Origin of the sequence: Desulfosporosinus hippei DSM 8344 (assembly GCF_900100785.1) — a bacterium.
GTDB classification, from domain to species: domain Bacteria; phylum Bacillota; class Desulfitobacteriia; order Desulfitobacteriales; family Desulfitobacteriaceae; genus Desulfosporosinus; species Desulfosporosinus hippei.
The window spans coordinates 54,701-77,230 of sequence record NZ_FNCP01000003.1; the positions used below are offsets into that span (position 1 = coordinate 54,701).

A 22,530-nucleotide genomic window follows, 5' to 3' on the forward strand; every position below is an offset into this window, starting at 1 on the left:
ACGAATGAAGTAGACCCTCATGCCACTGCTAAGGCGGCACCAGCAGAAGATAAACGGGTCGCTCGGGACAGGGCGGCTTCGTCCACATCCGTGCAAGACATTCTAATTCGTGCGAAGACAGTGTCTGCAAGAAGGGTAATCCGTGCGAAGACAGTGTCTTCGTGTACTCAGCATTCCGAGGCTTGCCTACTCGCTTGGGCGGGAGCTCCGCCAAACCTCTGGGTAATACCTGATGTGAACCTGTGGCTCCGCTTCCCACCCAAGCTTTGCAGGCTTTACCGCCTCTCCATGCAATGGGTTCACTCCTGTGGATCGAAGCCGCCCTGTCTTTCGGGTTATTCTTAAGTATGTTTTGGGGCTCTTTTCAGATTAGTCTTCCATGCCGCTGCTAAGGCGGCACCAGCAGAGGATGAAAAACCAAAGACTGACTTCCTAACACGCGAAAGATTATGCAGCCTTACGAGAGTCCCTCCAAGTACTGCTTATACTCCTAGCAAACTGGCTGGAAGAGCGCTTTTCTGCTAAGCGGATGCGTCAGTGAAGCCGCGCTAAGGCGAGGGCCGACGGTTCGCGTCCCCGTAGCGCGCCGCAGGTTCACATGCAGAAATACCCTGAGGTTCGGACGCGCTCGCGAACCGTCTAACGAGGCAGCGGCGGAACTCGCAGACGCGTGCGGAAACGCGCTCCCTCCAGAGCCCGACAGAACCGTCCCTTTCAGGATGGGTTTTTTAGAGTAGCTACAATATGCTCTGCCGCCTGACCATCGCCAAAAATGCCGGGCCGATCAGCCGGAGGGCTGAACATCTCTACTGCTTCGAGGATTTTCTCTTCGTCAGCGCCGGTCAAGCGGTTCCAGCCCACATCGACGGTTTCAACCCACTCTGTTTCATCTCGCATGGTGATACAAGGAACAGCTGCAAAGTAGGCTTCCTTTTGGACTCCTCCTGAATCAGTCAGCAGTTTCTGGCTTTGGGCTTCCAGGGTAATCATATCCAAATAGCCTACGGGCTCCAGAACCTTCACCTTTTCAAGTAAGGAGCTTAAACCCAATTCCTGGACAATCTTACGAGTTCGAGGATGTAAGGGCAGGACTACCGGGGTGGAAATTTTGGCTAAGGCTTTTAAAATTTGGGTTAACCGGGCCGGATCATCTGTGTTTTCCGCCCTATGTATTGTACAAAGGATATAGGATTTCGGATCTAAGTTAAGGGTCTGAAGGATAGTTGATCGTTCTTTAGCCAACTCCAAGTTATAGAGGAAGGCGTCATACATCACATCTCCGTCTTGCGAAACTCCCTCGGTAATTCCCTCTGCTTTAAGGTTTTTCACAGCTGTTTCAGTTGGGCAGGAAAGGCAGCTGGAAAGATGATCCGTCAAAACTCGGTTAATCTCTTCAGGCATTCTGCGGTTAAAGCTGCGCAGTCCCGCTTCGATATGGATGACAGGAATATGAAGTTTCGAGGCAGCCAGAGCCCCTGCCAGGGTGGAATTCGTATCCCCGTAGACCAATAGAGCATCCGGAGTCTCCCGGATTAAAACATCCTCAACCTTTTCCAGGATCGCCCCGGTCTGAGCCCCGTGTAGGCCGGATCCGATTCCCAAGTGAAAATCCGGTCGGGGAATATGCAGTTCATCAAAAAAAATGTCGGACATATTAGTATCGTAATGTTGCCCGGTATGAATTAGTATTTCTTGATGGTCATTTCTTAAAACACGAGAGACGGAGGCTGCCTTAATGAACTGAGGCCTGGCTCCTACGACAGTTGCAATTTTCATAGTTTAGTATGTTCCTTTCTTATCTGTAGGTTGGCTAGCTGGGAGATGGAGACTAACATTGCCCAAAGCAGCCAAAGTAATGGTTCTTCATATAATCTGCCTTCTCCTTGAGCGCTGATGAAAATTGCTATGATCCCCGCAACTATACTGGCACTCAAAAAGCGCAAGCGCTCATCTTGCAGTTTACGGGCAATGCCCCACCCTCTCTGGAGAGTCTTACCAAAAAGAAAATACAGAACCGTAAAACCAACAATTCCCGTTTCTGCCAGCACAGTAATTACGGCAGTATGGGAAAGAGATACGTAAAAGGTCGAGTAAGGATTGAAGTAGGGATAGATGGTGGTAAAAGCCACCCCAAAGGCCCCTACTCCCACGCCAATCACCGGATGATCCCGGATCATAGCTATGCCTGAACGCCATAAATACTCCCGAATCCCGCCTGAAGCATTTAACAATCCCGCCCGTAGACTCTCAATACGTGCCATGATGGAGGGATTTAAAAGGGCTGCAGCGATAATCGCTAAAATCATAACCCCCATAGCGGAAAGTGTTAACTTACGCCGCGGAATGAGCAGTACAAAGATAACAGAAGAAACTCCCAGGGCTAAAATTCCACCTCGCGAGCCCGTGATTCCCAAACCCGCCCCTTGAAACAAAATAGCAATAAGAGGGACAACCCGGGATGACCAAGTAGTGCGTCGTTCAAACTCAGCCACAGAGAACCAGAAGGTGACCACTAAAAAACGAGCAAAGATATTGGGATCAGCAAAAGTAGTATTAGGACGGTTACTAACCACAACGGCTGACGTGGGGAAGAAAAACCACTTTGTAAGGTACTGCATGATTGCAATTCCTCCCAGCACTGCCCCAACTGCGATCAATGTGTAGCCTAAGCGCTGCAAATCCTTTTCATCTTGAACATAGACTATGGCCAAGTAAAGGGTGATAATCAAGGAAAGCAAACGCACGGTTTCCGCAAAGGAGTGTGCCGGGGCAATGGAAAAGGCCGTTGATAACAAGTAGACACCCAGCAGGGCTATAGGCAGCCATAAGAGAGAATCTGTTTTTATCCGTTTCCAAACCTTAAACTTATCTGCTATGTAGGCCTGATTATTTTTGTGACTCAGCCACAAATCATAGAGCCAGCGCAATCCGATGGCTAGTTGTGAAAGGCGAAAAAAATCTAAGATAGAGACATTGTAGGTCGCGACTCGCTCAGGTAAGCTGTAAGCCGGGATAAACATTTTCGACACTTCTATAGGAAAGGTAATAATTAGAACTGCCGGTAACCACCTAGGACGTTTTACGGCAACCCAGACTATTCCCCAGAGATAACCTAAGGTTATTAAAGTCGATGGATAATAGATCCAGCGAAGAACCATGTATATCCATAAAAGAGTCACACAGACTTCGAGAATTATGAGCAGACGATTTTCACTCAACAACTTATTTTTTCCCATCTTGCACCGCCCTTCCTCTCGAGACCCATTTATTTCTGACCTGCTTAACAAACAACGTCATCTCTTTTATGTCCTCCCATGTAAAAATCACAACCGTCACAAGCTTTTCCCCACTTTCCCGGCGGTAAAATGCATAGTTCAGGCTAAAAAGTGATAGGTATACCAGACTTGAGGCGATGGCAGCCCCCATAATCCCCCACAGAGGAATAAGTGTAAAATCAAGAATCAGGGTAATTACGACGGTAATACCTGAGGAAATGCTGGAATAAATAGGTTTGCCACGGGCCATTAAGTCAGCTGAAAGCACCGCAGACCCGCCGAGGGCTACAATTCCAGGCAACAATAGCAGCAATGGATAAAATGCTCCAATGAAGAGCCTGCCAAAGAAGAGAAGGATTAGAGGGTAGGCAATTATGCCCATTCCAAGGGCTGCAAAAAAGGTCAACAGTATGGTTAAACGCGTTACCTTGGGAGTCATAGAAAAGGTGACGCTGTCTTTCTCGGAAGCAAGTTTAGGGATCAAAGCAGTGTTTACTGCATTACCTAAGTACCCAACCATTTCGGCAAGAGTAACTGCAGTAGTGTAAAGACCAACTTGGGATAAGGGCAAAAAGCCGGCGATAATAAAGAGATCCAGTCGATAATTTATGACCATCATGACATTAGCTAAGTAGGACTTCGCTCCGTAACCCAGGGTTTGACGAATATAGGAAAGGCTAAAACTGTGAAAACGCCATTGACAGAGCTTTGCCATATCAGGGAGCATATATAAGGTTGTTAGGATATTTCCGGCAACCCATATTCCAAATCCTGTAGTCACTGTTAAACGACCCAACAGGGCTGCTATGGAGATTCCCGCGGAAAGCACTACGAATTGAACCAGTAAGGCTAAATTATACTTACCGATATAGTCCATTCCCCATAGCACACTTAGCCAATAGAGATTTAGTAAACCGAAGGGAATTGCTATAAGAATAAGCCCCAGTTGAAGAGGGGTTACCGCTTGCATGTAGCCGTTTTTCAAAAATTGATAAGCAATACCTACAACAACCACCATAAAGCCGCCTAATAGAGCAGCCATTCCCAGTGAACTTCCGACAGCTTTTTTGCCATCTTCGGGATTCCTGGCTATGTAATAAGTATTTGCATAGTTCAACCCTAAACTGCAGAGTGGCACTAAGACCGTAGGGATCTGGACAAGAAAAGCATACAATCCCTTTCCCACCGGTCCAAGGACACGGGAGATAACAATTTGAGTTATCATGGAAAAAGCAACGCGCCCTATGGTTCCAAAGAGAGTCAGGAAACTATTGCGAACAAAGCTCATGGATTTTCACCATTATCAGCCTTACCTGCTAAGACATCCGGATCTACACTCTCCCGTGTCACCGTGATACTGTCAGGAAATATTGATGAGTATTTGACCTCTAAAACATTCCCGAGTTTAACCAGATCTTTCTGCTCTTTCGTCAGATAGAATGTCCAGGTATATTTGGCATTCGGCCTGGGAGCCAGAGTGATATAGTAGGGATATTTATCAAAGTCGAAATCTCTTTCCAGTTCTAACCCTTTGATCATGTTTGTCAGCCAAAGATCTGTAATGTAGCCCTTAGCCACTTTTTCAGTATTGGCAACCGGTTGGACAAGGCTGTCTCCCGGTGAGTGATAGGCTACATGGACGCTGTTTAGGGTTCTAAGAGTTGCTAATTTAGCAGCATCTACAATAAAGCGCTGAACTGTGTCATCGCTCAAAGCATGTACAACACAATAGAATTGATCATTGTTTTTGGGAGAAATTCTTTCTAAAGAAATAATTTCTCCATCCATGGTCTTCTCCTCAGGAGAGACGGAGGTCACGGCGGAAGTGTAGTTATCCACCCCTACCCATTCCACTTTTTCCCCGGGGGTTGGTTTAGCTTGGGGTGTGACAAAGGATATTAGGTTTTTTTCGCCCTGAGGTGTTTCTACATTATAAACCGTTCCCACAAAGAAATAATGCTTTATATCGATAAGACGTCCTTGACCAATCTCTAGCTCTCCGTTAATAAACCGGGTTGCTCCATCCTGGGCCGACTGAATTTCTGTCTCTGCAAAGGGCCCTTTTACCTGTTTATAGCCGGAAAAGATACCCAGGAGCACAAATAGAAAGACACCGATTAGAACCATATTTCCTCTGCGCAACATCCCTATCTTCCTAACACTACTAGCCACGGTATACTCCTTCAATCAGGCGGATAATTTCTTCTTGCTCAGTTGCGGATAGTTCGGGATAACAGGGAATTGCCAAAGCTTGTTGACAGGCCTTTTCCGTGATCGGGAAAGAACCCTCTTTATATCCCAGATCATGAAACGCCTTCTGTAAATGCAGGGGCACAGGATAATAGATGGCGCAGGCGATATCCGCTTGTTTAAAGGCCTCCATAAGTTCTGCACGGCGGTCTGAGCGTAAGACATAAAGATGATAAATGGGGATACCCGCAGGATCCTTCCCCGGCAAAGTGAGGGGGAAATGGGCTAATTCTTTATCGTAGACCGCTGCCTTCGCTCGGCGTCCTTCATTCCATTGATTTAAATAGCCTAACTTTACTCGTAAAATTGCTGCTTGAAGCTCGTCAAGACGACTGTTATAGCCAACTTTATCATGGTAATATTTCACTTGGCAGCCGTGGAAGCGCAACATACGGAGTTCTGCAGCCAGATGCTTGTCGTTAGTGACAATCATTCCCGCATCTCCATAAGCCCCTAAATTTTTCGTCGGAAAAAAACTAAAGGTGGCTGCATGTCCTATGGAACCGGCTTTTTTCCCCCGATACTCTGCTCCAATGGCCTGAGCGGAATCTTCAATAACCTTCAAGTCATGGCGGGCCGCGATTTCCATCACTCTTTCAACATCCAGCATCTGACCGAAAATATGTACAGGGATAATAGCCTTAGTCCGCGAGGTTATTTTCTTCTCCAGCAGGTTCAAGTCCATATTCAGTGTTACCGGGTCAATATCCACAAATACCGGAGTCGCCCCCACCATGGCAATGGTTTCAGCTGAGGCAAAAAAGGTGAAGGGCGTGGTAATCACTTCGTCTCCGGGGCCAATGCCGAAGGCCTTAAGTGTCAGCACTAAAGCATCCGTGCCATTAGCCACTGCCACTGCTTCCTCCGTACCACAGAAGGCAGCGATCTCCTTCTCCAAGGCCTTCATCTGGGGTCCTAAAATATATACGGATGAATCAAGCACATTCATGATGGCTTGGTTGATTTCCTCTTTAATGGTTAAATATTGGGCTTTAAGATCCAATAACGGGATTCGCATGGGGCATCTTCCTTTCACTTAGTTTGGGGTCTTTGGAAAGTAAGGGGCGAATTGCACGTTCACACACGTTGCGTTTCACTGGCTCGTTGGATGCTGAAGGAATTGCGCCAACCTCTGGGCAGCGCAAGGAGTGAACCCAGGCGCAATTGGTCCTTCAGCATCGGCACTCGCTTTACCGTGAACTTCACTAAAGTGTTCTCTTGGCAATTGGCCCCTTAATTTCTGGTCGACGGGGCTGGGAACAGGTACCGCGAACTTCGCGCGGAAGAAAGGCTTTAGGGCAGGAGCTCTTCCTCTGGTACCTGGCGGAGATCCTTGGCTGGGAAACCTTTGATCACTCGTTTTTCTGTGGTATCTTTCGTGACCAAGGCCCCTGCTGCTACGAAGGTTTCCGGGGCTACTTTTACGCCGGGCAAAAGGATCGCTCCTCCACCGATACGGGCCCCACGCTGAATTGTTGCACCTTTTATTTCTTTAAAGCGTTTTTCTGTTCGTCCCATGTAATTGTCGTTGGTTGTTGTGACCATGGGAGCTATAAACACTCGTTCTTCAATTTCCATATAGGCGGTAATATAAGAACCTGTCTGTATTTTTGTGAATTGGCCTATCTTGGTATCATTTTCAACCACTACACCGCTGCCAATCACCACGTTTTGTCCAATTGAACACCTCTCACGAACGACGGCACCGTCTCCGACAAAGGCTTTATTCGCATAAGTGGTTCCCGCGTAGAGAACAACTGAGCACCCTATTGTAAATCCATTGCCCATTTGTAAAGAGGGCAAATCAGACTGGGCTTTTACCGTACTTGTGGCTGAAGCCTTAGGCAACCGTCCGATTGAAGCGTTACTACCAATGAAACCATCCTGACCCAGGATCGTCTTCGGGTAAATGGTGGAATGATCACCTATGCGAGTTCGCTGACCGATTAGGGCACCTTCCCCGACACTAACATAGTTGCCAAGCTCAGCACCATCTTCAACCTTAGCTCCATCGCCAAGAACACAACCAACCCCTAAGATAACATTTTCTCCGAGTATTACATTTTCACCTATAACACAAAATGGCCCAACGGTTGTTGTTAAAGGAACGGTTGCACTGTGAGAGATTAGATTATGGTTCATTGTTCCTCGCTCCTTTCCCTACTCTAAAAAACACCCCGAAACACTCTTAAGAATAATAGACCCGTAAGACAGGCGGCTTCGATCCACAGGAGTGAACTCATTGCATGGAGAGGCGGTAAAGCCTACAAAGCTTGGGTGGGAAGCGGAGCCACTGGTTTACACCAGGTATTACCCGGAGGTTTGGCACGAAAGTGTCCGGTGGACATTTTCGCTGAAGCGGCTATCTCCAAAGAATACTTATCCGCTGAAGATCGCTCCCGCCTAAGCGAGTAGGCAAGCCTCGGAGTGCTGAGTACGAAGACACTGTCTTCGCACGGATTAGCTTGTCTTGCACGGATGTGGACGAAGTCGCCTGACCCCAGCGACTCCTTCTACTCCACCAACGGAAACACAACCGGCTCTTTCGTTTCTTGGCATTTATAGATCGCCAGAATAATCTCCAGCGCCTTGCGTCCCTCTTCTCCTGGAATTGCAGGGGTTCGATCCTCGCGGATGGCTTGAATCATATCGGAGATGATCTCCCGGTGTCCATACCCGTAGACATTCGGTGGATCCCCAGCTTGGCTGGCAAAGATCTGGGCCTTTTCTTGGGTACTCTCGGGGAACTCCCAGACTTCAATGCGATTTACGGCGATTCCGCCAACGATCACAGATCCCGTTTCGCCAAAAACATTAAAGGTCTCTTCAATGTTCGTAGGATAGATGGTCGAAGCTGCTTCAATAATCCCAATGGCTCCATTCTTGAACTTGACAACTGCGGCTCCCATATCTTCCATTTCAATTTTGCGCATAAACGTCTCTGTATATCCAAAAACCGACTCCACAGGGCCAAATGTCCACTGTAAGAGGTCGATGTTATGTATCGATTGATTCATCAATACCCCTCCATCGTGGAGCTTAGTTCCGCGCCAGGGTGCCTGGGTATAGTAGTTATCATTGCGATTCCAACGTACGGTAGCTTGTCCGTGAGTTAACTTTCCAAAGCGGCCATCCTCAACAGCTTTACGAAGAAGTTTGATGGAGTCATTAAAGCGATTTTGATGGATAACCCCTAGTTTCACCCCTGCTTTGCGGCAGGCAGCAATCATAGCATCCGCTGTTTTCAAGGTCATGGCCATTGGCTTTTCAACCAACACGTGTTTGCCTGCTTCAGCAGCTTCAATTCCAATCTCTGCATGAATTCCACTGGAAGTTGCGATAGTAACAACATCAATGTCGGATCTTTTCAGCATTTCCTTATAATCCGTATAAGGCTCAGCTCCATATTTATCGGCAAAGGCCTGAGCCAACTCCGGCACTATATCACATACTGCAACTAATTCTGCTTCCGGAAGGGCAACGATAGATTCCGCATGTTTGGGAGCAATCCGTCCACAACCAATAATCGCAAACCGAATTTTGTCATTTCCACTCATTTAAATACAACCACACTTTCCTTAATTTTTTAGTCCGAACGCATATACAGGTTTAAGGGGAATCAGCTGATTCCCCTTAAACCTGGGTCTCTATACTGAAATCGCTATTACCGCCTATTTTACACCTTTAATTAGATCTTGGCGATTTTCTCACGATTTCTTAATACATTTTTAGTGGCATTTCGAGTGTCTACTACCAGCTTAGCCTTCTCAACGACTCTCTCATAATCCACATCAGTATGATCTGTTAAGATTAAAACTGTATCTGCATCTGCTAAGGCAGCATCTGTCAAAGGTACGCTTTCTAAGTGAATTGTGCTTCCTCCATGGGGCTCAATCACCGGAATATATGGATCATGATAAACGATATTGGCCCCTTGCTTCCGCAAGAGTTCGATAATTTTTAAGGCCGGGGATTCACGCATGTCATCAATATCTTTTTTATAGGCAACCCCGAGGACAAAGATATTGGAATCCTTTAAGCTCTTGTTAACACTGTTCAAGGCCCGCATGACCTTATTGATCACATAATAAGAGACTTCTACATTAATTTCCCCTGCCAGCTCAATGAAGCGGGTATGAAAATCGTATTCCCTAGCTTTCCAGGTAAGGTAAAAAGGATCAATAGGAATACAGTGTCCTCCCACTCCGGGACCGGGGTAAAAGGTCTGGATCCCGAAGGGTTTTGTTCCGGCAGCTTCCACCACTTCCCAGATATCAATCCCCATACGGTCGCAAAGCATCATTAACTCATTCACCATAGCAATATTTACTGCCCGATAAGTGTTTTCAAAGACTTTTGTCAATTCTGCAGCAGCCGGCGAAGAAACAGGAACAACGTTGCTGATTGTTTGATTATAAAGGCCATAAGCAATCTCTAAGCAATAAGGCGTCATACCGCCAACCACTTTAGAGGTGTTTTTCGTAGTAAAGCGTTTATTACCGGGATCGACCCGTTCAGGAGAGAAGGCCAGAAAGAAGTCCTGTCCCACTTTCAATCCGGTTTTTTCCAACAAAGGAAGAATAACTTGCTCTGTGGTTCCCGGATAGGTGGTGCTTTCTAAGGTGATGATTTGACCGGGGCGCAGGCATTTTCTGATTTCTTCCGTGGAGGCCTGAATATAGGAAATATCAGGATCTCGGGTAATCGTCAGCGGTGTGGGAACACAGATAATTACTACATCGCATTCTGCTAATCTTGAAAAATCGGTGGTTGCCTGTAACAACCCTTTGTCAATCATCGCCTTGAGGTCTTCGTCTTTGACATCTCCGATATAGTTATCCGCAGCGTTTACACGATCCACCCGGGCTGGGTTAATGTCAAAACCTAGTACAGGAAAGCCCACCTTTCCTTTTTCAACAGCTAATGGAAGTCCCACATAGCCTAAACCGATAACACCGATTTTTGCTTGATGTTTTTCTATTTTTTCTTTAAGAGTTTTGGCAACCACATCTTCATTAGTAATTACATTTTTAACGGTTAACATTTCTGTTTTCCCCCTTACTGATTAACGACTACTTTTTCTGTTTTCTTACGGAAGGCCGGAATAACTGTCTGCAACAGCTTGATGACTTCATCTCTGGTTAAAAAGCTACCCCGTTCTCGAATAATATGGGTTAACTCTTCCAGGAGCTTAACATCAATATTATTGGGCTTGGCAACGAAGATTCTACTATGTTTAGTAGAAGTGACTCCCTCTTCAGCCGTCAACAACTCTTCAAAGAGCTTTTCCCCCGGCCGAATTCCTGTGAATTGTATCTTAATATCAACATCCGGTTCAAACCCAGAAAGCCGAATTAAGTCTTTAGCCAAGTCTACAATCTTAACAGGTTTCCCCATATCCAAGATAAAGATCTCTCCGCCGCGAGCCATAGCTCCGGCTTGGATAACTAACTGAGCTGCCTCAGGAATTGTCATAAAGTAACGCACCATATCAGGATGTGTGACCGTAACGGGACCGCCTTGGGCAATTTGCCGTTTAAAGGTAGGAATTACGCTGCCACGACTTCCTAATACATTTCCAAACCTAACTGCTACAAACTTTGTCTGAGAACGCAGGTCTAAGCTTTGAATAATCATTTCTGACGTACGTTTTGTGGCCCCCATAACGCTAGTTGGGTTAACCGCCTTGTCGGTAGAAATTGAAACAAAGGTCTTCACTTTTACTTCATCAGCAGCTTCTGCTAAATTTTGTGTACCGACAACGTTATTTTTAAGAGCTTCTTCCGGATTTCTTTCCATCAACGGAACATGTTTATGAGCCGCGGCGTGGAAGACAACCCCGGGCTTATAGCGTTCAAAAATTAAGAAGACTTTTTCCCGATCTTTAACATCCAAGATCTCTGTAATATAGTCAATTCCCGGGTGCTCAGAACGCAGTTCTTGTTCGATGTCAAAAATGGTGTTTTCCCCATGCCCCAGTAAGACCAGCCTCCCGGGATTAAACCTGGCGATTTGACGGCAGATTTCTGAACCGATTGAACCCCCTGCTCCGGTAATAATCACCGTCTCTCCTGCAACATAGCCAGCTACTTCCTCTAAATCGACCGAAACCGGGTCTCGACCGAGTAAATCCTCAACTTGAACTTGGCGAATCGGTTTAACATTCATGTCGCCGCTAATAATGTCATAGACGCCGGGCATAATTTTCAGAATAACCCCTAGCTTTTCGCAGATTTGGACAATCTCGCGAACTGCTTCCCCTGATGCTGAAGGCATAGCAATAATAACTTCATCCACATTATGTCCTTTTACAACCCTGGCAATATCCAGACGGGTACCCAAAACAGGAATACCTAACAGTTGGAGCTTTTGTTTAGAGTGGTTATCGTCGATAAACCCAATCGGACGTCCATCCCGATAGTTGCGATTTTTTAATTCTCGGGCCGCTAATACCCCTGCATCCCCCGCCCCAACAATGAGCACCTGCTTTTGGGAGCCCGGAACATGGCGATCAAAGGCGTTTTCCTGCAAGATGCGCCAGATGAACCTAGATCCTCCAATTAAAAAGACCATGGCCAGCCAAAGAAGCACTGCCGCAGTATGGGGCATCCTAATATAGGAAAGGGTGTCCGCATTTGATAAACCATAGAAATAAACTGCCGCGACGGTTCCGCCGGTTCCAACGGATACTGCATAAACAATGGAGAGTAATTCCCCGGTACTTGCATACTGCCAGAGGCGGTTATATAGCCCAAAGACATAGAAAACAGCCAGATATAAAATAGTTCCCCCAATGGCTGTGTGATAATAGGTCTGATAATAGTCCAGAGGTATGCCTTCATCAAAGCGCAAATAAAAACTGCCGAAAGCTGCCAAGTTGATTAACAAAGCATCAATCAGCATTAAAATCAACGTCCGTTTGCGGAATAACACGTAGCTCAACCCTTTCTCGATAAACCAACATTAAACTTTATCGTTCTAAAGTTTACTACAACTTACCTGCTTTTACAACTAAAACAGAGGACAGTGAAGCAAGGACTTGATCATAGTTCACTACCTCTTCGCAACAAGTTGCAGTCTAATTCCAAAGTCATCTTTTCTTGTTCTGGGATCCTATTAGGTAATAACTATAAGGAATAAAACTAATCAATCTTACACTAATATAACTTAGAATAAGTGTGACTGCAAAAACAATTATGTAAAAAGTCCCGTTATCAAAGCCTATTTGATAGTTTCTAAGAAATTTTATAGCTGATTGATTAAAAAAGATATGGATTAAGTATATCCCAAAAGAATAATCCCCAATTTTATTAATAACTCTGGCAATGACACTTTTCTTTTTTTCCAAAAGGCTGGTTGAAACAGCGAAAAGCAGGAGAAATGTTATCGTTCTAAATGCTGGGTAGATCAGTTCCGGCCCCATAAAGAAGTATTCTGGTATTGTATTATAGGAATGCCCCGTCTTTAAGCCAATTATAATGAAAAAGCTGCCCCCTAACGTTAAGGCCAGAGACATGGCAAATAAGATGGAAATCGGCAGGTTAAAGTTCTTTTTATAGGCCGAAAAATAATCCTGCCAATAAACCCCCAAACAAAAATAGAAGAGGAAACCTATAAAGTTCAGTTTTGTCCCTGCCAAATAGGAAGAATGAATACCAACCATATAAACCGTCTGGATAACTAAGAATATTACAACCAGCAATCCGGCTTTGTCTCTCTGCCGGAAAAAAGCATATAGTTTTATGATTAGAGGGTAGAGAAGGTATAATTGGATGATAATTGTAAAAAACCATAAGTGATAGGAGGCTTCCGCCTGCCAAATATTTTTAGCAATTAATTCAAGATTCTCACCCCACGAGTTGTTATTCATGACAACCCAATTGTTAAAGGCTGTATATAAGACAGAAAACAAAAAGTACTGCGGAACAATTGAACGCATTCTTTTGCTGTAATAAACTCCTAACGAAAATTTGCCATAATAGTTCTTGGCTAATACAAATCCCGATATCATCACAAACAAGGGCACAGCAAATTGAGAAAAGATATCTGCCCATAAATTCACTAATACCAGGGTATTAAACTCTTTGACTTCCGTAAAATAACCGGTTGTGTGAATGGCTATGACCGCCAAAACCCCAAACCCTCTTAAATAGCCAATTTCTTCGATCATACCTAGTTTGCCATGATTAGCTCTGCTATGAATCATTTAAAATATATCCCCCATATATTTATTGATCCTCCTAGTGTCAGCGGTTTGACAATCCCATCAGATACAAAGCATGTTTTATGAGCTATAGTTTATCATACGCTTTGGTTTTATGCATAGACAAATAAGAATGAGCTGCTTGTCATTAAGACCGCAGCTCATTTTCCTTACTGTATCGTACTCTCACCGGTAATCAACCACCGTGAGTTTTGTTTTATAAGATTGACCCGAACTTGAACAATCTGTTCATGCTCTTCCCCAACGGGAGTGCCATCCGTTAGACTATAATCTCTAGCTGTGTAGCGATAATCAACTCTCAAGGTAGCTGTATTATCCGTGACACTTTCTACATCAATTTGATCAAAGACTATTTGACTTACATCCAGCCCTATCCCCTGCACCAAATATTCTTCTGCCCGGCGGGCGTGTTTCTCAAACAAATCTCCTGTGTACGCTTTGCCAAGTTTCAGACGGAAGCTAGCCATATCCGTTGATTTCCAAGCTCCAAAAAAGGTTCCGATGTTTTGTTTATAGTCAGTAATGACTTGTTGGGCCAAGAGTGATTGTTTATTGGAAAGGGTATGGGAATCGCTTTCAGTTAAGTTATCTGGTGCCAAATCTGAGTCCGGGATTAATGTCTGATTCGGATCACTAACTGTGCCGGAAACTGTTTGTATCTTATCTTGGCCACGTAATTTGGAGATGAATGAGGTTGGGGAACTCGAATTCGTGAGTAAAGACACACCCAGTGTCCCAACAAGTACACCAACACCTAACGCCAATACTCCAATCAGATAATTCATTTTACGCATAAAGACCAGAATCTCCTTCAAATGATTTTTATTAGTATCTTGACCAAAGGAAGGAGATGTTAGACATTTAGCTGAGAATATTTGTTTAATCCGCCGAAACTGCCCGCCTAAACAAACAAGACCAGCCTGCTAAAGACTGGTCTTGTTAATGAACATATTCAGTTTTTGCCATCTGGTTAGTATAAACCTCGCCATAACCAGGTTAATTCCTACTAACCAAAATGTTTATTTATTTTTTGGGTTTTTAGATTATTTTTTTCGGCGCTCCCCCCATCTTTTACGGATCTGTTAATCCATAAACTAACCAATTTAATGGATCAATCTATCTAAAATCCGAGTATAGTGCTCATCGACTCCAGTCATGAGCTTTTAACATGAAATAAATACAAGAGGCCATTGTGCACCTTGAATACAATTTAGCGTAGTAGTTGTAAAGGATAGTGCTGCAGATAAGCTTCATACCATTCCTAGATTTATTGCTTTAGTAGATGCCTAAAATTATGTTCGTTTGGTTGCAAATGGCGTCGCCCCGTATACTTTAGAACTTGTGTCATTACGCAATAGGTGAGCATCGAGATCATGAATTCCTTGGTGGAATTGCTCAATTCGAGTTTTATCCTTCGAATCAAAGGCATCGATTCCACTATTCAAAAGTACATCCAGATAGCCTGTAAAGGCGGCTGCCTTAGCAATATTCGCTTCGTTCTTATATTGCTTGTCCAATAATGTCTTATGGAAAACAATATACTTCTTAATATCGTCCTCATTCATCTGTGGACCTGCTGCCGGTCCATAGAGATAACCATCTACATACTGGTGGATATTCCAGGCTGATCCAAAAGCTAATGTTTTAGCATCATTACTTAATGCAGCTTCTCCGAAGTAGGTAGCGATAGACGGCGCCATGTCTATCTGCTTAGTGTCCGGCTCTTTATACTTATTCTTTGATCCGGAATCACTTTGTGGAGGTGCATTGAGAGTATTAGGTACTGTTGTTACTGTAGGTGTGGTTTCCGCCGCTCCTTGTACTGCAGGTGGAGCAGTCCCTTCCGGCAACATTGTGCCAGTAGTACCGCTAATGTTTTTATCATCAACGGTTGGTGTCTGAATAACTACCTGATCTGTGATAGCACTTTGCTGCCGGAAAACTTTCCAGACGCTAGGGCCATATACCCCTGCTGCAACAACAGCTCCTGCAAGAACCAACGTTCCTGCTAAGGTTACTATCCTCTTTTTGTCGATTGGTATCATTAGTCTCTTCCCTCCTTTAGTCTTTTTTGGTACAAGTGCATTTTACCAATTATTGGGAGAAAAGAGTGTCGTTTTAGCTGTAGAGTTTGATTCATTTTCCGTTCTCAATTTCCATTAAAAGTCACAAGCCCTCTTGCTGTCCATATAATTCGCGATTAAGGCGCAGCATTATTGAAAATAATTTGCTAATTTCTCGGCTAAAAAAAACCTCACCTTAAGCGGCGAGGTCATCATCTTAACTACTTTTATCGGCTTTCCTAACAATGTCCCGCAGATAATTAATCAGATCCTCAGAAAGATCTCCTCTCCGTAAGGCATAATCAATGGTTGCTTCCACAAACCCCAGTTTGTCTCCAACATCATATCTGCGACCCTCAAACTCATAAGCGAGTATTTCCTGAAATCGACCCAGTTCTTTAATACCGTCTGTCAGCTGTACTTCTCCGCCCCTGCCCGCCGGCAATTCCTCTAGAATATTGAATATCTCCGGATTTAAGATGTAACGTCCCATGATAGCTAAACGAGTTTCCGGTGCTTCTTCCGGACGGGGTTTCTCCACCATGTTCTTAGCTCTGTAAAGTCGATCGGCAAATTTTTCTCCATCGACAATCCCGTATTTGATTGTGTCCTCATAGGGAACCTCTTGTACCCCGACAATACTTGCTCCGTAGCGCTGGTAATGATTAATCATTTGCTTTAACGCCGGAACTTCCGAGTAAATTACGTCATCGCCTAAGAGAACTGCAAAAGGCTCATTGCCAATAAATTTCCGGGCACTATAGATTGCGTGACCTAAGCCTAAGGCTTCCTTTTGCCGAACGTAATATATATCAGCCATTTGAGCAATATCCTGAACAAGGTCTAAGAGCTCATCTTTAGAGTTTTTTTCCAAAAACCCTTCAAGTTCCATAGAACGGTCAAAGTGATCCTCTATAGCACGTTTGTTTCGTCCTGTTACGATAATAATGTCTTCTATGCCGGATTGGATTGCCTCTTCAACAATGTATTGAATGGTTGGTTTATCCACAATCGGCAGCATCTCTTTCGGTTGGGCTTTAGTGGCCGGTAAAAATCTTGTTCCCAACCCGGCTGCCGGTATCACTGCTTTACGAATTCTGCGCATGCAAATGTCTCCTTTCATCCACGGTAAAGCTCCCACTTTAATATTCAGTGTCTATCGGCTTCTGTTTCTCAAGCATAATTATTCATGGCAATATAAAATCAGCACATTTAAAAAACTATATGTGCTTATTAATTATATCTCAAAGCAATTAGATAATTCGCACATTCTTTCACAGATAGGGTTTCGACATAAGATATTAATTACCTGCCGCCCTATGAATATATGTAAAATTATATAAAATATATGATATTTCATCATTTTATCCCAAAATTATCCATTAACTTTAAGGATACCTTTCCCTATATGGTTTTGCAATATGTATTGTTTTTTACGGTTATCCATCAAAAAATTCTTGAACCATAAAAAAACGCAAGGCGATTAAGCACCTTACGTTTGTGAGTGTTAATTCTTATTTCTGTTACTTTTCTGTAGCAACTTCAAGCTTTTCCAGCACTTGATCCACCAGACCATATTCTTTGGCTTCTTCGGCAGTCATGTAATAATCACGTTCTGTATCCTTTTCAACCTTTTCAATAGGTTGACCGGTTCTCTCAGCAAGAATTTTATTCATTTTTGCCTTAGTTCTTAGCAGTTGCTTGGCATGTATTTCAATTTCTGTCGCTTGTCCGGAAAGTCCATGCCCGCCAATTAAGGGCTGATGAATCAAGACCTCTGAGTTTGGTAAAGCGACTCGTTTTCCCTTTGTTCCACTTGCCAGCAGAAAGGCTCCCATGCTTGCAGCCATTCCAATACAAATTGTCCGCACATCAGAGCGAATGTATTGCATAGTGTCATAAATAGCCATTCCCGCTGTGATCGAACCCCCAGGGCTATTAATATAAAGATTAATGTCCTTCTCCGGGTCTTCGGCTTCGAGGAAAAGCATTTGTGCCACAACTAGGTTAGCAACATCGTCATCAATGCCGCCCCCCAGGAAAATAATCCGGTCTTTGAGAAGACGGGAGTATATATCGTAGGAGCGTTCCCCACGATTTGTTTGTTCAACGACCATTGGAACCAGATAACCCATTTTCAATTCCCCCTATTCTTATTTAGGCGTCCTTACTTTAACTATTATATTCTTGCCGATTAACTTTATTTTAGTACAAAAGGTCAGTTAAGGTCAAATGATTTGTTGTAAAAAACCTACACTAACCATATATTTTATTAGTTTCGTCAAATAACCCTCCGTGATCTCCGTCCACTGAAATCCTATTTGGGCCAGATAGGCTCGAGTTATTGCACTCTCTACCTGAATACTATCGGCAATTCCCTGCTCTTCAGTAAGGTCTAGAACAAACCCACTCAATGAGTGGGGTGACTGTACATAACTGTCTAGCAATTGGTAAAAGGACTTCGTATCCAGGATTTGAACTTTAATGCCCAGTAAATAGAGGATCTCAATCAGTTTCGTCATCTTTAGCTTTTTATGATTAAACATGTGAAACACTCGGCTGGGCTGAGTATTTGTCCTTATTATATCGACTATTCCTTGAGCGCAAGCATCCACGGGCGTAAATTCAAGCTCCTGATTCAGCATATCTTGAGATATGGCCTTTATTTCGAGGAAGGATTTTAGTTTCTGATAAAAAGCATTCTCCTGAATATTCCCCTGAAAATGCCCGTCAGAATATCTTCCGGTCAGTATCCCTACTCTGAAAATTGCAGCCTGCAATCCCAACCTTGTTGCTTCTAAAACTCTTACTTCCGCCTCAAATTTGCTTCTAATATATAAGTTATCCAGATAGTTTTGACCGATATATAACTGAACTTCGTCAAAATGCCCATTGATGTAATCCCCGGTTAAACGATTTCCGGCAATGCTGATTGTTGAAATATGCTGTAAAGGCCTGCCAAAGGTTATACAAAAATCGATTACTTCCTGAGTCCCCTGAACATTTATCTTCTCAAAATCAGAGTACTCTCCGTAATGTTTAACGAGCCCTGCTGCATGAATTACCGAATGAACATTCTTCCCCAATTCGGAATATCTTTCAGGGGGGATTTTAAAATGCTTTTGCGAAATATCACACTGTATAATTTTGATCCGCTGAGAGTATGCTTGAATCCCACCGGGAAAATAGCTGTCAAATAAGCGTTGAAACCGTTTCTCTGGATCACTTCCGCGTATTAAACAATAGATTAATCCTGAGGTACTGTTTAATAACTCCCAAAGCAAGTGTATCCCCAGAAATCCGGTTGCTCCTGTTAAGAGCACATTCCCCTGCAACTCCGGCTTAGAATCAGGCATCCCTTGAAGTTCATAGGGCAACGGCAGGCACGGGAAATCTTTCCTAGATTCAACAACCTTCTGCCCCTTGAGCTTCCCCCTTACTTTGTCTGAGAGCTGTCGAACTGTTGGATAATCATAAAAGTCCTGAGCATTTAAATCCCACTTTTTGGACCAAACTTCAGTTAAGATCTCGATAATAGCCAGCGAATCCCCTCCGAGGAGAAAGAAGTTATCTTCAACTCCTACCTCCTCTACTTCTAATACTTTAGTCCATAGCCTAACCAATTCTTCTTCAAATGAATTCTCAGGTAGGGTCGGCTTGGTATCTTGTATCACCGCTATTGGGTCAGGAAGGCTCCTTTTATCGACCTTCGAATTTAGAGTAAGTGGAATCGCATCCAACCAAAGAAATCTTGCGGGAATCATGTATTCAGGTAACCGTTTCTCTAAAAAAGTTCTTATGTCTAAAACAGAACAATCCTTATTCCCAACTAAATAAGCACACAAATAGTTCCTCTTTTTTCCATCAACGCGGGAAATAACAACTGCCTCCTGAACATCCACATGCTCGACTAGGATTTTTCTAATTTCGTCTAGCTCAATACGAAACCCTCTAATCTTAACTTGGTCGTCATTTCGACCCAGATATTCTATCTCTCCTTCCGTTGTCCATCGCCCAAGATCCCCCGTTTTATAGATGATTTGTCCTTCATGAAAAGGATTGGGAATGAATCTTTCTTGCGTTAGATCATTACGGTAGAGATACCCTCGGGCAAGTCCTTCTCCCCCAATATAAATTTCCCCCGTGACTCCTTGTGGTACTATTTGTTTCCCTTGATCAAGGATGTAAATTTGAGTATTGGCGATGGGTTTTCCTAAAGTAATCTGAGTTTCTGAAGTTAACTCCTTGTACATTGACCATACTGTTGTCTCAGTGGGTCCATACATATTGTAAATTCTTGCAGCAGGAGCCACATTTTGAAGTTTATTTAGGACAGTTTCAGTAAGTGGTTCTCCGCCAATAAACATATCCATTATTGGTGCCAATCCTTCTGAACATTGAGGATCTTTTAACAAAGACTGAATTTTAGAGGGTGTAGCTTGAATCATCTCAATATCATTCTTTTTGATAAGATCAAATAATAGCGCAGGGCTTTTTTGTTCAACTTCGTTGGCTATTACTAAGGTTAACCCATAAGCAAGAGGTACGAGGGTCTCCATAACAAAAATATCAAAAGCAACCGTGGTCAGTGAGACAATTACCTTCTTCTCAGAGAAATAAAAAATCTTCAATAAAGCGTGAATTAAATTATTTACAGAGCGGTGTTCAATCATTACCCCTTTAGGCGCACCTGTTGACCCCGAAGTATAGATAACATAGGCTAGATTATTTGGCCTGATAAAATTGATCAAGTCCGATTTAGATACTGTGTATAAGGATGAATCCTTGAGATCTAGTATTTCTAGTTCTAAGTTCTTTGAAAACATATCTAAAACGACTTTTTCCTCAATACTATCTGGGTTTGTCAGCAACAAATGCGTCCTGCTATTACGCAGCATTTCCTCAATTCTAGCAACAGGGTATAGAGGATCAATGGGTAGATAAGCGCCTCCGGCTTTGAGGACTCCCAGAATACTAATCATTAGTTCAGGAGAACGATTAATCATAATCCCTACAATAGTATCGGGGGTTACACCTGTTAGTCTTAGCCTTTTAGCTATTTGATTGGCCCGTCCATTTAACTCGATATATGTTAATTCACGACCATTGACAACTAAGGCTATTTGCTCGGGCGTTTTCTTCACCTGTTCTTCAAACAACTGATGAATGGTCTTTTCTTTAGGGTAATCTAAAGATGTAAAATTTAGTCCACGAATAAGTTCATACTTTTCTTGACTTGTTAAAAGGGAAATCTTTGACAACGGTATAGTTGGCTCATTAATTAATTTTTTCAAAAAAGTTATCAAATATCTGTGAATTTGTTCGATTTCTTTATCACTTAATGCTTGAATTAAGTAGTCGTAATCTAGCCTTAACTCTCCGTCAGCCTTCCAGTCACTTATGCTTAATGATAGTGTGTTAATTTCATGACCATTAAAACTCCAAAAGGTTTCCAGATCCATATCTTCGACATCTAATTTGGAAATTTGATATGAAAAAGCAACATCATTTAAAGCCCCGGAGAAACCTTGCTTTACTCGAAGGTCTTTCAGGATTTCCTTGTACGGATAGCGTTGATTTTTTAAAACTTTCTTCCATACCTTTGAAATATGGTTTATAAAGGTTAAAAAATCCCATTGAAGATCTATCGTTATTCGAAAGGGTACGTTGCTAATAAACATTCCAGCTGTATTTCTCTGTTGAAAATTTGCCCTATTAAGTACAGGAGTGCCAATAACTAAATCCTGCTTTCCTTTTGCCTTTGATAGGTATAGAGCAAACACTGCAAAGAAGACTATAAACCCCGAAACATTGTGTTTATTCGAAAAAAGCTTTACGTCTTCGCTGAGGTCATGAGCCATTATGATTGTCTTTCTCTTAGCTCGGGTATCCTTCTTGCCTTTAAGTTTATCCTCCGAGGTGAATTCCGGCCTAACCTCTAAAAATTGCTGCCAGAAAACCTTCCGCTCCATAAACTTAGGAGAATTATAATAATTAATGTCCTCCAAAACATAGCTTAGGTAAGAAGGTTTTGGTTCAGGTATATAGGGTTCACAATTTATTAATCTCTTATAAGCATAAAGGACTTCTTTTATAATCATCGTTAAACTCCATGCATCTGAAATAAGATGGTGAAATTTAAAATATATTGCTACTTTAAAGTTAATTAATCTGATAGAGGCAAAATAAAACAAGTCATTCTCTAAAAGCTTAAAAGGCACCCTTGTTTGTTGATCCTTCCAATGTTCAAACTCTTCAAGTCCGTGTGAATGACTAAAGTCCAGTCGTTTAAGGCGATATTCCTTAAACGCTGATACATACTGACGAGGCTCTCCTTCTTCCATAATGAATCTTAAACGAATGGCCTCATGCTCTTGAATAATTATGTTTACTGCTTTTTCAAGCATATCTACATTAATATCATCTCGTATAATTACACCGACTCCTAAGTTTCCATAACTTGTATTCTTGTAGAACGTTTCAATATCCCAAATAGATTGCTGTGAAAAAGTCAGAGGGTAAAGCAACTGATTGTTCATTTCATCCTCCTAATATTCTTTATTCGGCAAATCTCACCATTTTCAATTATCAAAAGAAATTAATCCCATACATTGTAAGGTTAGCAACTGAGATTCAAAGATTTTTTTAATATATCACTCGTTTAGGAAGGAATGATGTTTGATTATGTCGAAACTTAAAATATTCACTGTATCTCATA

The 22,530-nt window shown here is 43.0% G+C and carries 16 protein-coding genes; 1 reads left to right on the plus strand and 15 read right to left on the minus strand.

The features are described 5' to 3' along the window. Nucleotides 1–714 precede the first annotated feature (714 nt). The 6 genes from wecB to BLS16_RS03600 all read right to left on the minus strand — a co-directional run bounded on the left by wecB (nt 715) and on the right by BLS16_RS03600 (nt 7,667). Nucleotides 715–1,776 (minus strand): non-hydrolyzing UDP-N-acetylglucosamine 2-epimerase, encoded by a 1,062-nt coding sequence (gene wecB / locus BLS16_RS03575; protein ID WP_092330057.1) that lies wholly within the window; start codon nt 1,774–1,776, stop codon nt 715–717. Next, nucleotides 1,773–3,236: an O-antigen ligase family protein gene (locus BLS16_RS03580; RefSeq protein WP_092330063.1), complete on the minus strand. Its 1,464-nt coding sequence runs from the start codon at nt 3,234–3,236 to the stop codon at nt 1,773–1,775. The genes wecB and BLS16_RS03580 overlap by 4 nt, the downstream gene beginning before the upstream one ends. Then, on the minus strand, nt 3,223–4,563 hold the full coding sequence (locus tag BLS16_RS03585; protein ID WP_092330065.1) for a flippase: 1,341 nt from the start codon (nt 4,561–4,563) through the stop codon (nt 3,223–3,225). Before BLS16_RS03585 ends, BLS16_RS03580 begins: the two co-directional genes overlap by 14 nt. Further along, nucleotides 4,560–5,447 (minus strand): hypothetical protein, encoded by an 888-nt coding sequence (locus BLS16_RS03590; protein ID WP_092330068.1) that lies wholly within the window; start codon nt 5,445–5,447, stop codon nt 4,560–4,562. The genes BLS16_RS03585 and BLS16_RS03590 overlap by 4 nt, the downstream gene beginning before the upstream one ends. Beyond that, on the minus strand, nt 5,440–6,543 hold the full coding sequence (locus BLS16_RS03595) for a DegT/DnrJ/EryC1/StrS family aminotransferase (protein WP_092330071.1): 1,104 nt from the start codon (nt 6,541–6,543) through the stop codon (nt 5,440–5,442). The genes BLS16_RS03590 and BLS16_RS03595 overlap by 8 nt, the downstream gene beginning before the upstream one ends. A 275-nt stretch (nt 6,544–6,818) precedes the next feature. Continuing rightward, a complete protein-coding gene (locus BLS16_RS03600; protein WP_092330077.1) occupies nt 6,819–7,667 on the minus strand; it encodes an N-acetyltransferase in 849 nt (282 codons plus the stop codon). 135 nt (nt 7,668–7,802) lie between these two features. Here BLS16_RS03600 and BLS16_RS23405 point away from each other — a divergent pair, with 135 nt between their 5' ends. After that, nucleotides 7,803–7,940: a hypothetical protein gene (locus BLS16_RS23405; RefSeq protein WP_176786053.1), complete on the plus strand. Its 138-nt coding sequence runs from the start codon at nt 7,803–7,805 to the stop codon at nt 7,938–7,940. A gap of 98 nt (nt 7,941–8,038) precedes the next feature. Here the strand turns inward: BLS16_RS23405 and BLS16_RS03605 are convergent, their stop codons facing one another. The 9 genes from BLS16_RS03605 to BLS16_RS03645 form a co-directional block, all read right to left on the minus strand. Continuing rightward, on the minus strand, nt 8,039–9,082 hold the full coding sequence (locus BLS16_RS03605; protein ID WP_092330078.1) for a Gfo/Idh/MocA family protein: 1,044 nt from the start codon (nt 9,080–9,082) through the stop codon (nt 8,039–8,041). Between the two features lie 131 nt (nt 9,083–9,213). Then, entirely contained in the window at nt 9,214–10,569 is a 1,356-nt protein-coding gene (locus BLS16_RS03610) for a nucleotide sugar dehydrogenase (RefSeq protein WP_092330080.1), read from the minus strand. Between the two features lie 14 nt (nt 10,570–10,583). Next, complete coding sequence (locus BLS16_RS03615; RefSeq protein ID WP_092330081.1) at nt 10,584–12,458, minus strand: polysaccharide biosynthesis protein; 1,875 nt, start codon at nt 12,456–12,458, stop codon at nt 10,584–10,586. Between the two features lie 157 nt (nt 12,459–12,615). Further along, nucleotides 12,616–13,731, minus strand: a complete 1,116-nt coding sequence (locus tag BLS16_RS03620) for an acyltransferase (RefSeq protein WP_092330083.1) — start codon at nt 13,729–13,731, stop codon at nt 12,616–12,618. A 167-nt stretch (nt 13,732–13,898) separates the two neighbouring features. Beyond that, complete coding sequence (locus BLS16_RS03625) at nt 13,899–14,543, minus strand: hypothetical protein (protein WP_092330085.1); 645 nt, start codon at nt 14,541–14,543, stop codon at nt 13,899–13,901. A gap of 498 nt (nt 14,544–15,041) precedes the next feature. After that, complete coding sequence (locus BLS16_RS03630) at nt 15,042–15,794, minus strand: hypothetical protein (RefSeq protein ID WP_176786057.1); 753 nt, start codon at nt 15,792–15,794, stop codon at nt 15,042–15,044. Nucleotides 15,795–16,029: 235 nt separating this feature from the next. Further along, nucleotides 16,030–16,917 (minus strand): UTP--glucose-1-phosphate uridylyltransferase GalU, encoded by an 888-nt coding sequence (galU, locus tag BLS16_RS03635; protein ID WP_176786058.1) that lies wholly within the window; start codon nt 16,915–16,917, stop codon nt 16,030–16,032. A 418-nt stretch (nt 16,918–17,335) separates the two neighbouring features. Further along, entirely contained in the window at nt 17,336–17,947 is a 612-nt protein-coding gene (gene clpP, locus BLS16_RS03640; RefSeq protein ID WP_014905063.1) for an ATP-dependent Clp endopeptidase proteolytic subunit ClpP, read from the minus strand. A gap of 93 nt (nt 17,948–18,040) precedes the next feature. Continuing rightward, nucleotides 18,041–22,351, minus strand: coding sequence for a non-ribosomal peptide synthetase (locus tag BLS16_RS03645; RefSeq protein WP_092330088.1), 4,311 nt, complete (start codon nt 22,349–22,351; stop codon nt 18,041–18,043). Between the last annotated feature and the right edge of the window lie 179 nt (nt 22,352–22,530).

What these genes read in the sequence shown, in the direction of transcription:
- wecB (WP_092330057.1), bottom strand. Translation starts at nt 1,776, where the DNA reads ATGAAAATTGCAACTGTCGTAGGAGCCAGGCCTCAGTTCATTAAGGCA.
- BLS16_RS03580 (WP_092330063.1), bottom strand. Translation starts at nt 3,236, where the DNA reads ATGGGAAAAAATAAGTTGTTGAGTGAAAATCGTCTGCTCATAATTCTC.
- BLS16_RS03585 (WP_092330065.1), bottom strand. Translation starts at nt 4,563, where the DNA reads ATGAGCTTTGTTCGCAATAGTTTCCTGACTCTCTTTGGAACCATAGGG.
- BLS16_RS03595 (WP_092330071.1), bottom strand. Translation starts at nt 6,543, where the DNA reads ATGCGAATCCCGTTATTGGATCTTAAAGCCCAATATTTAACCATTAAA.
- BLS16_RS03600 (WP_092330077.1), bottom strand. Translation starts at nt 7,667, where the DNA reads ATGAACCATAATCTAATCTCTCACAGTGCAACCGTTCCTTTAACAACA.
- BLS16_RS03605 (WP_092330078.1), bottom strand. Translation starts at nt 9,082, where the DNA reads ATGAGTGGAAATGACAAAATTCGGTTTGCGATTATTGGTTGTGGACGG.
- BLS16_RS03610 (WP_092330080.1), bottom strand. Translation starts at nt 10,569, where the DNA reads ATGTTAACCGTTAAAAATGTAATTACTAATGAAGATGTGGTTGCCAAA.
- BLS16_RS03620 (WP_092330083.1), bottom strand. Translation starts at nt 13,731, where the DNA reads ATGATTCATAGCAGAGCTAATCATGGCAAACTAGGTATGATCGAAGAA.
- BLS16_RS03625 (WP_092330085.1), bottom strand. Translation starts at nt 14,543, where the DNA reads ATGCGTAAAATGAATTATCTGATTGGAGTATTGGCGTTAGGTGTTGGT.
- BLS16_RS03630 (WP_176786057.1), bottom strand. Translation starts at nt 15,794, where the DNA reads ATGATACCAATCGACAAAAAGAGGATAGTAACCTTAGCAGGAACGTTG.
- galU (WP_176786058.1), bottom strand. Translation starts at nt 16,917, where the DNA reads ATGCGCAGAATTCGTAAAGCAGTGATACCGGCAGCCGGGTTGGGAACA.
- clpP (WP_014905063.1), bottom strand. Translation starts at nt 17,947, where the DNA reads ATGGGTTATCTGGTTCCAATGGTCGTTGAACAAACAAATCGTGGGGAA.
- BLS16_RS03645 (WP_092330088.1), bottom strand. Translation starts at nt 22,351, where the DNA reads ATGAACAATCAGTTGCTTTACCCTCTGACTTTTTCACAGCAATCTATT.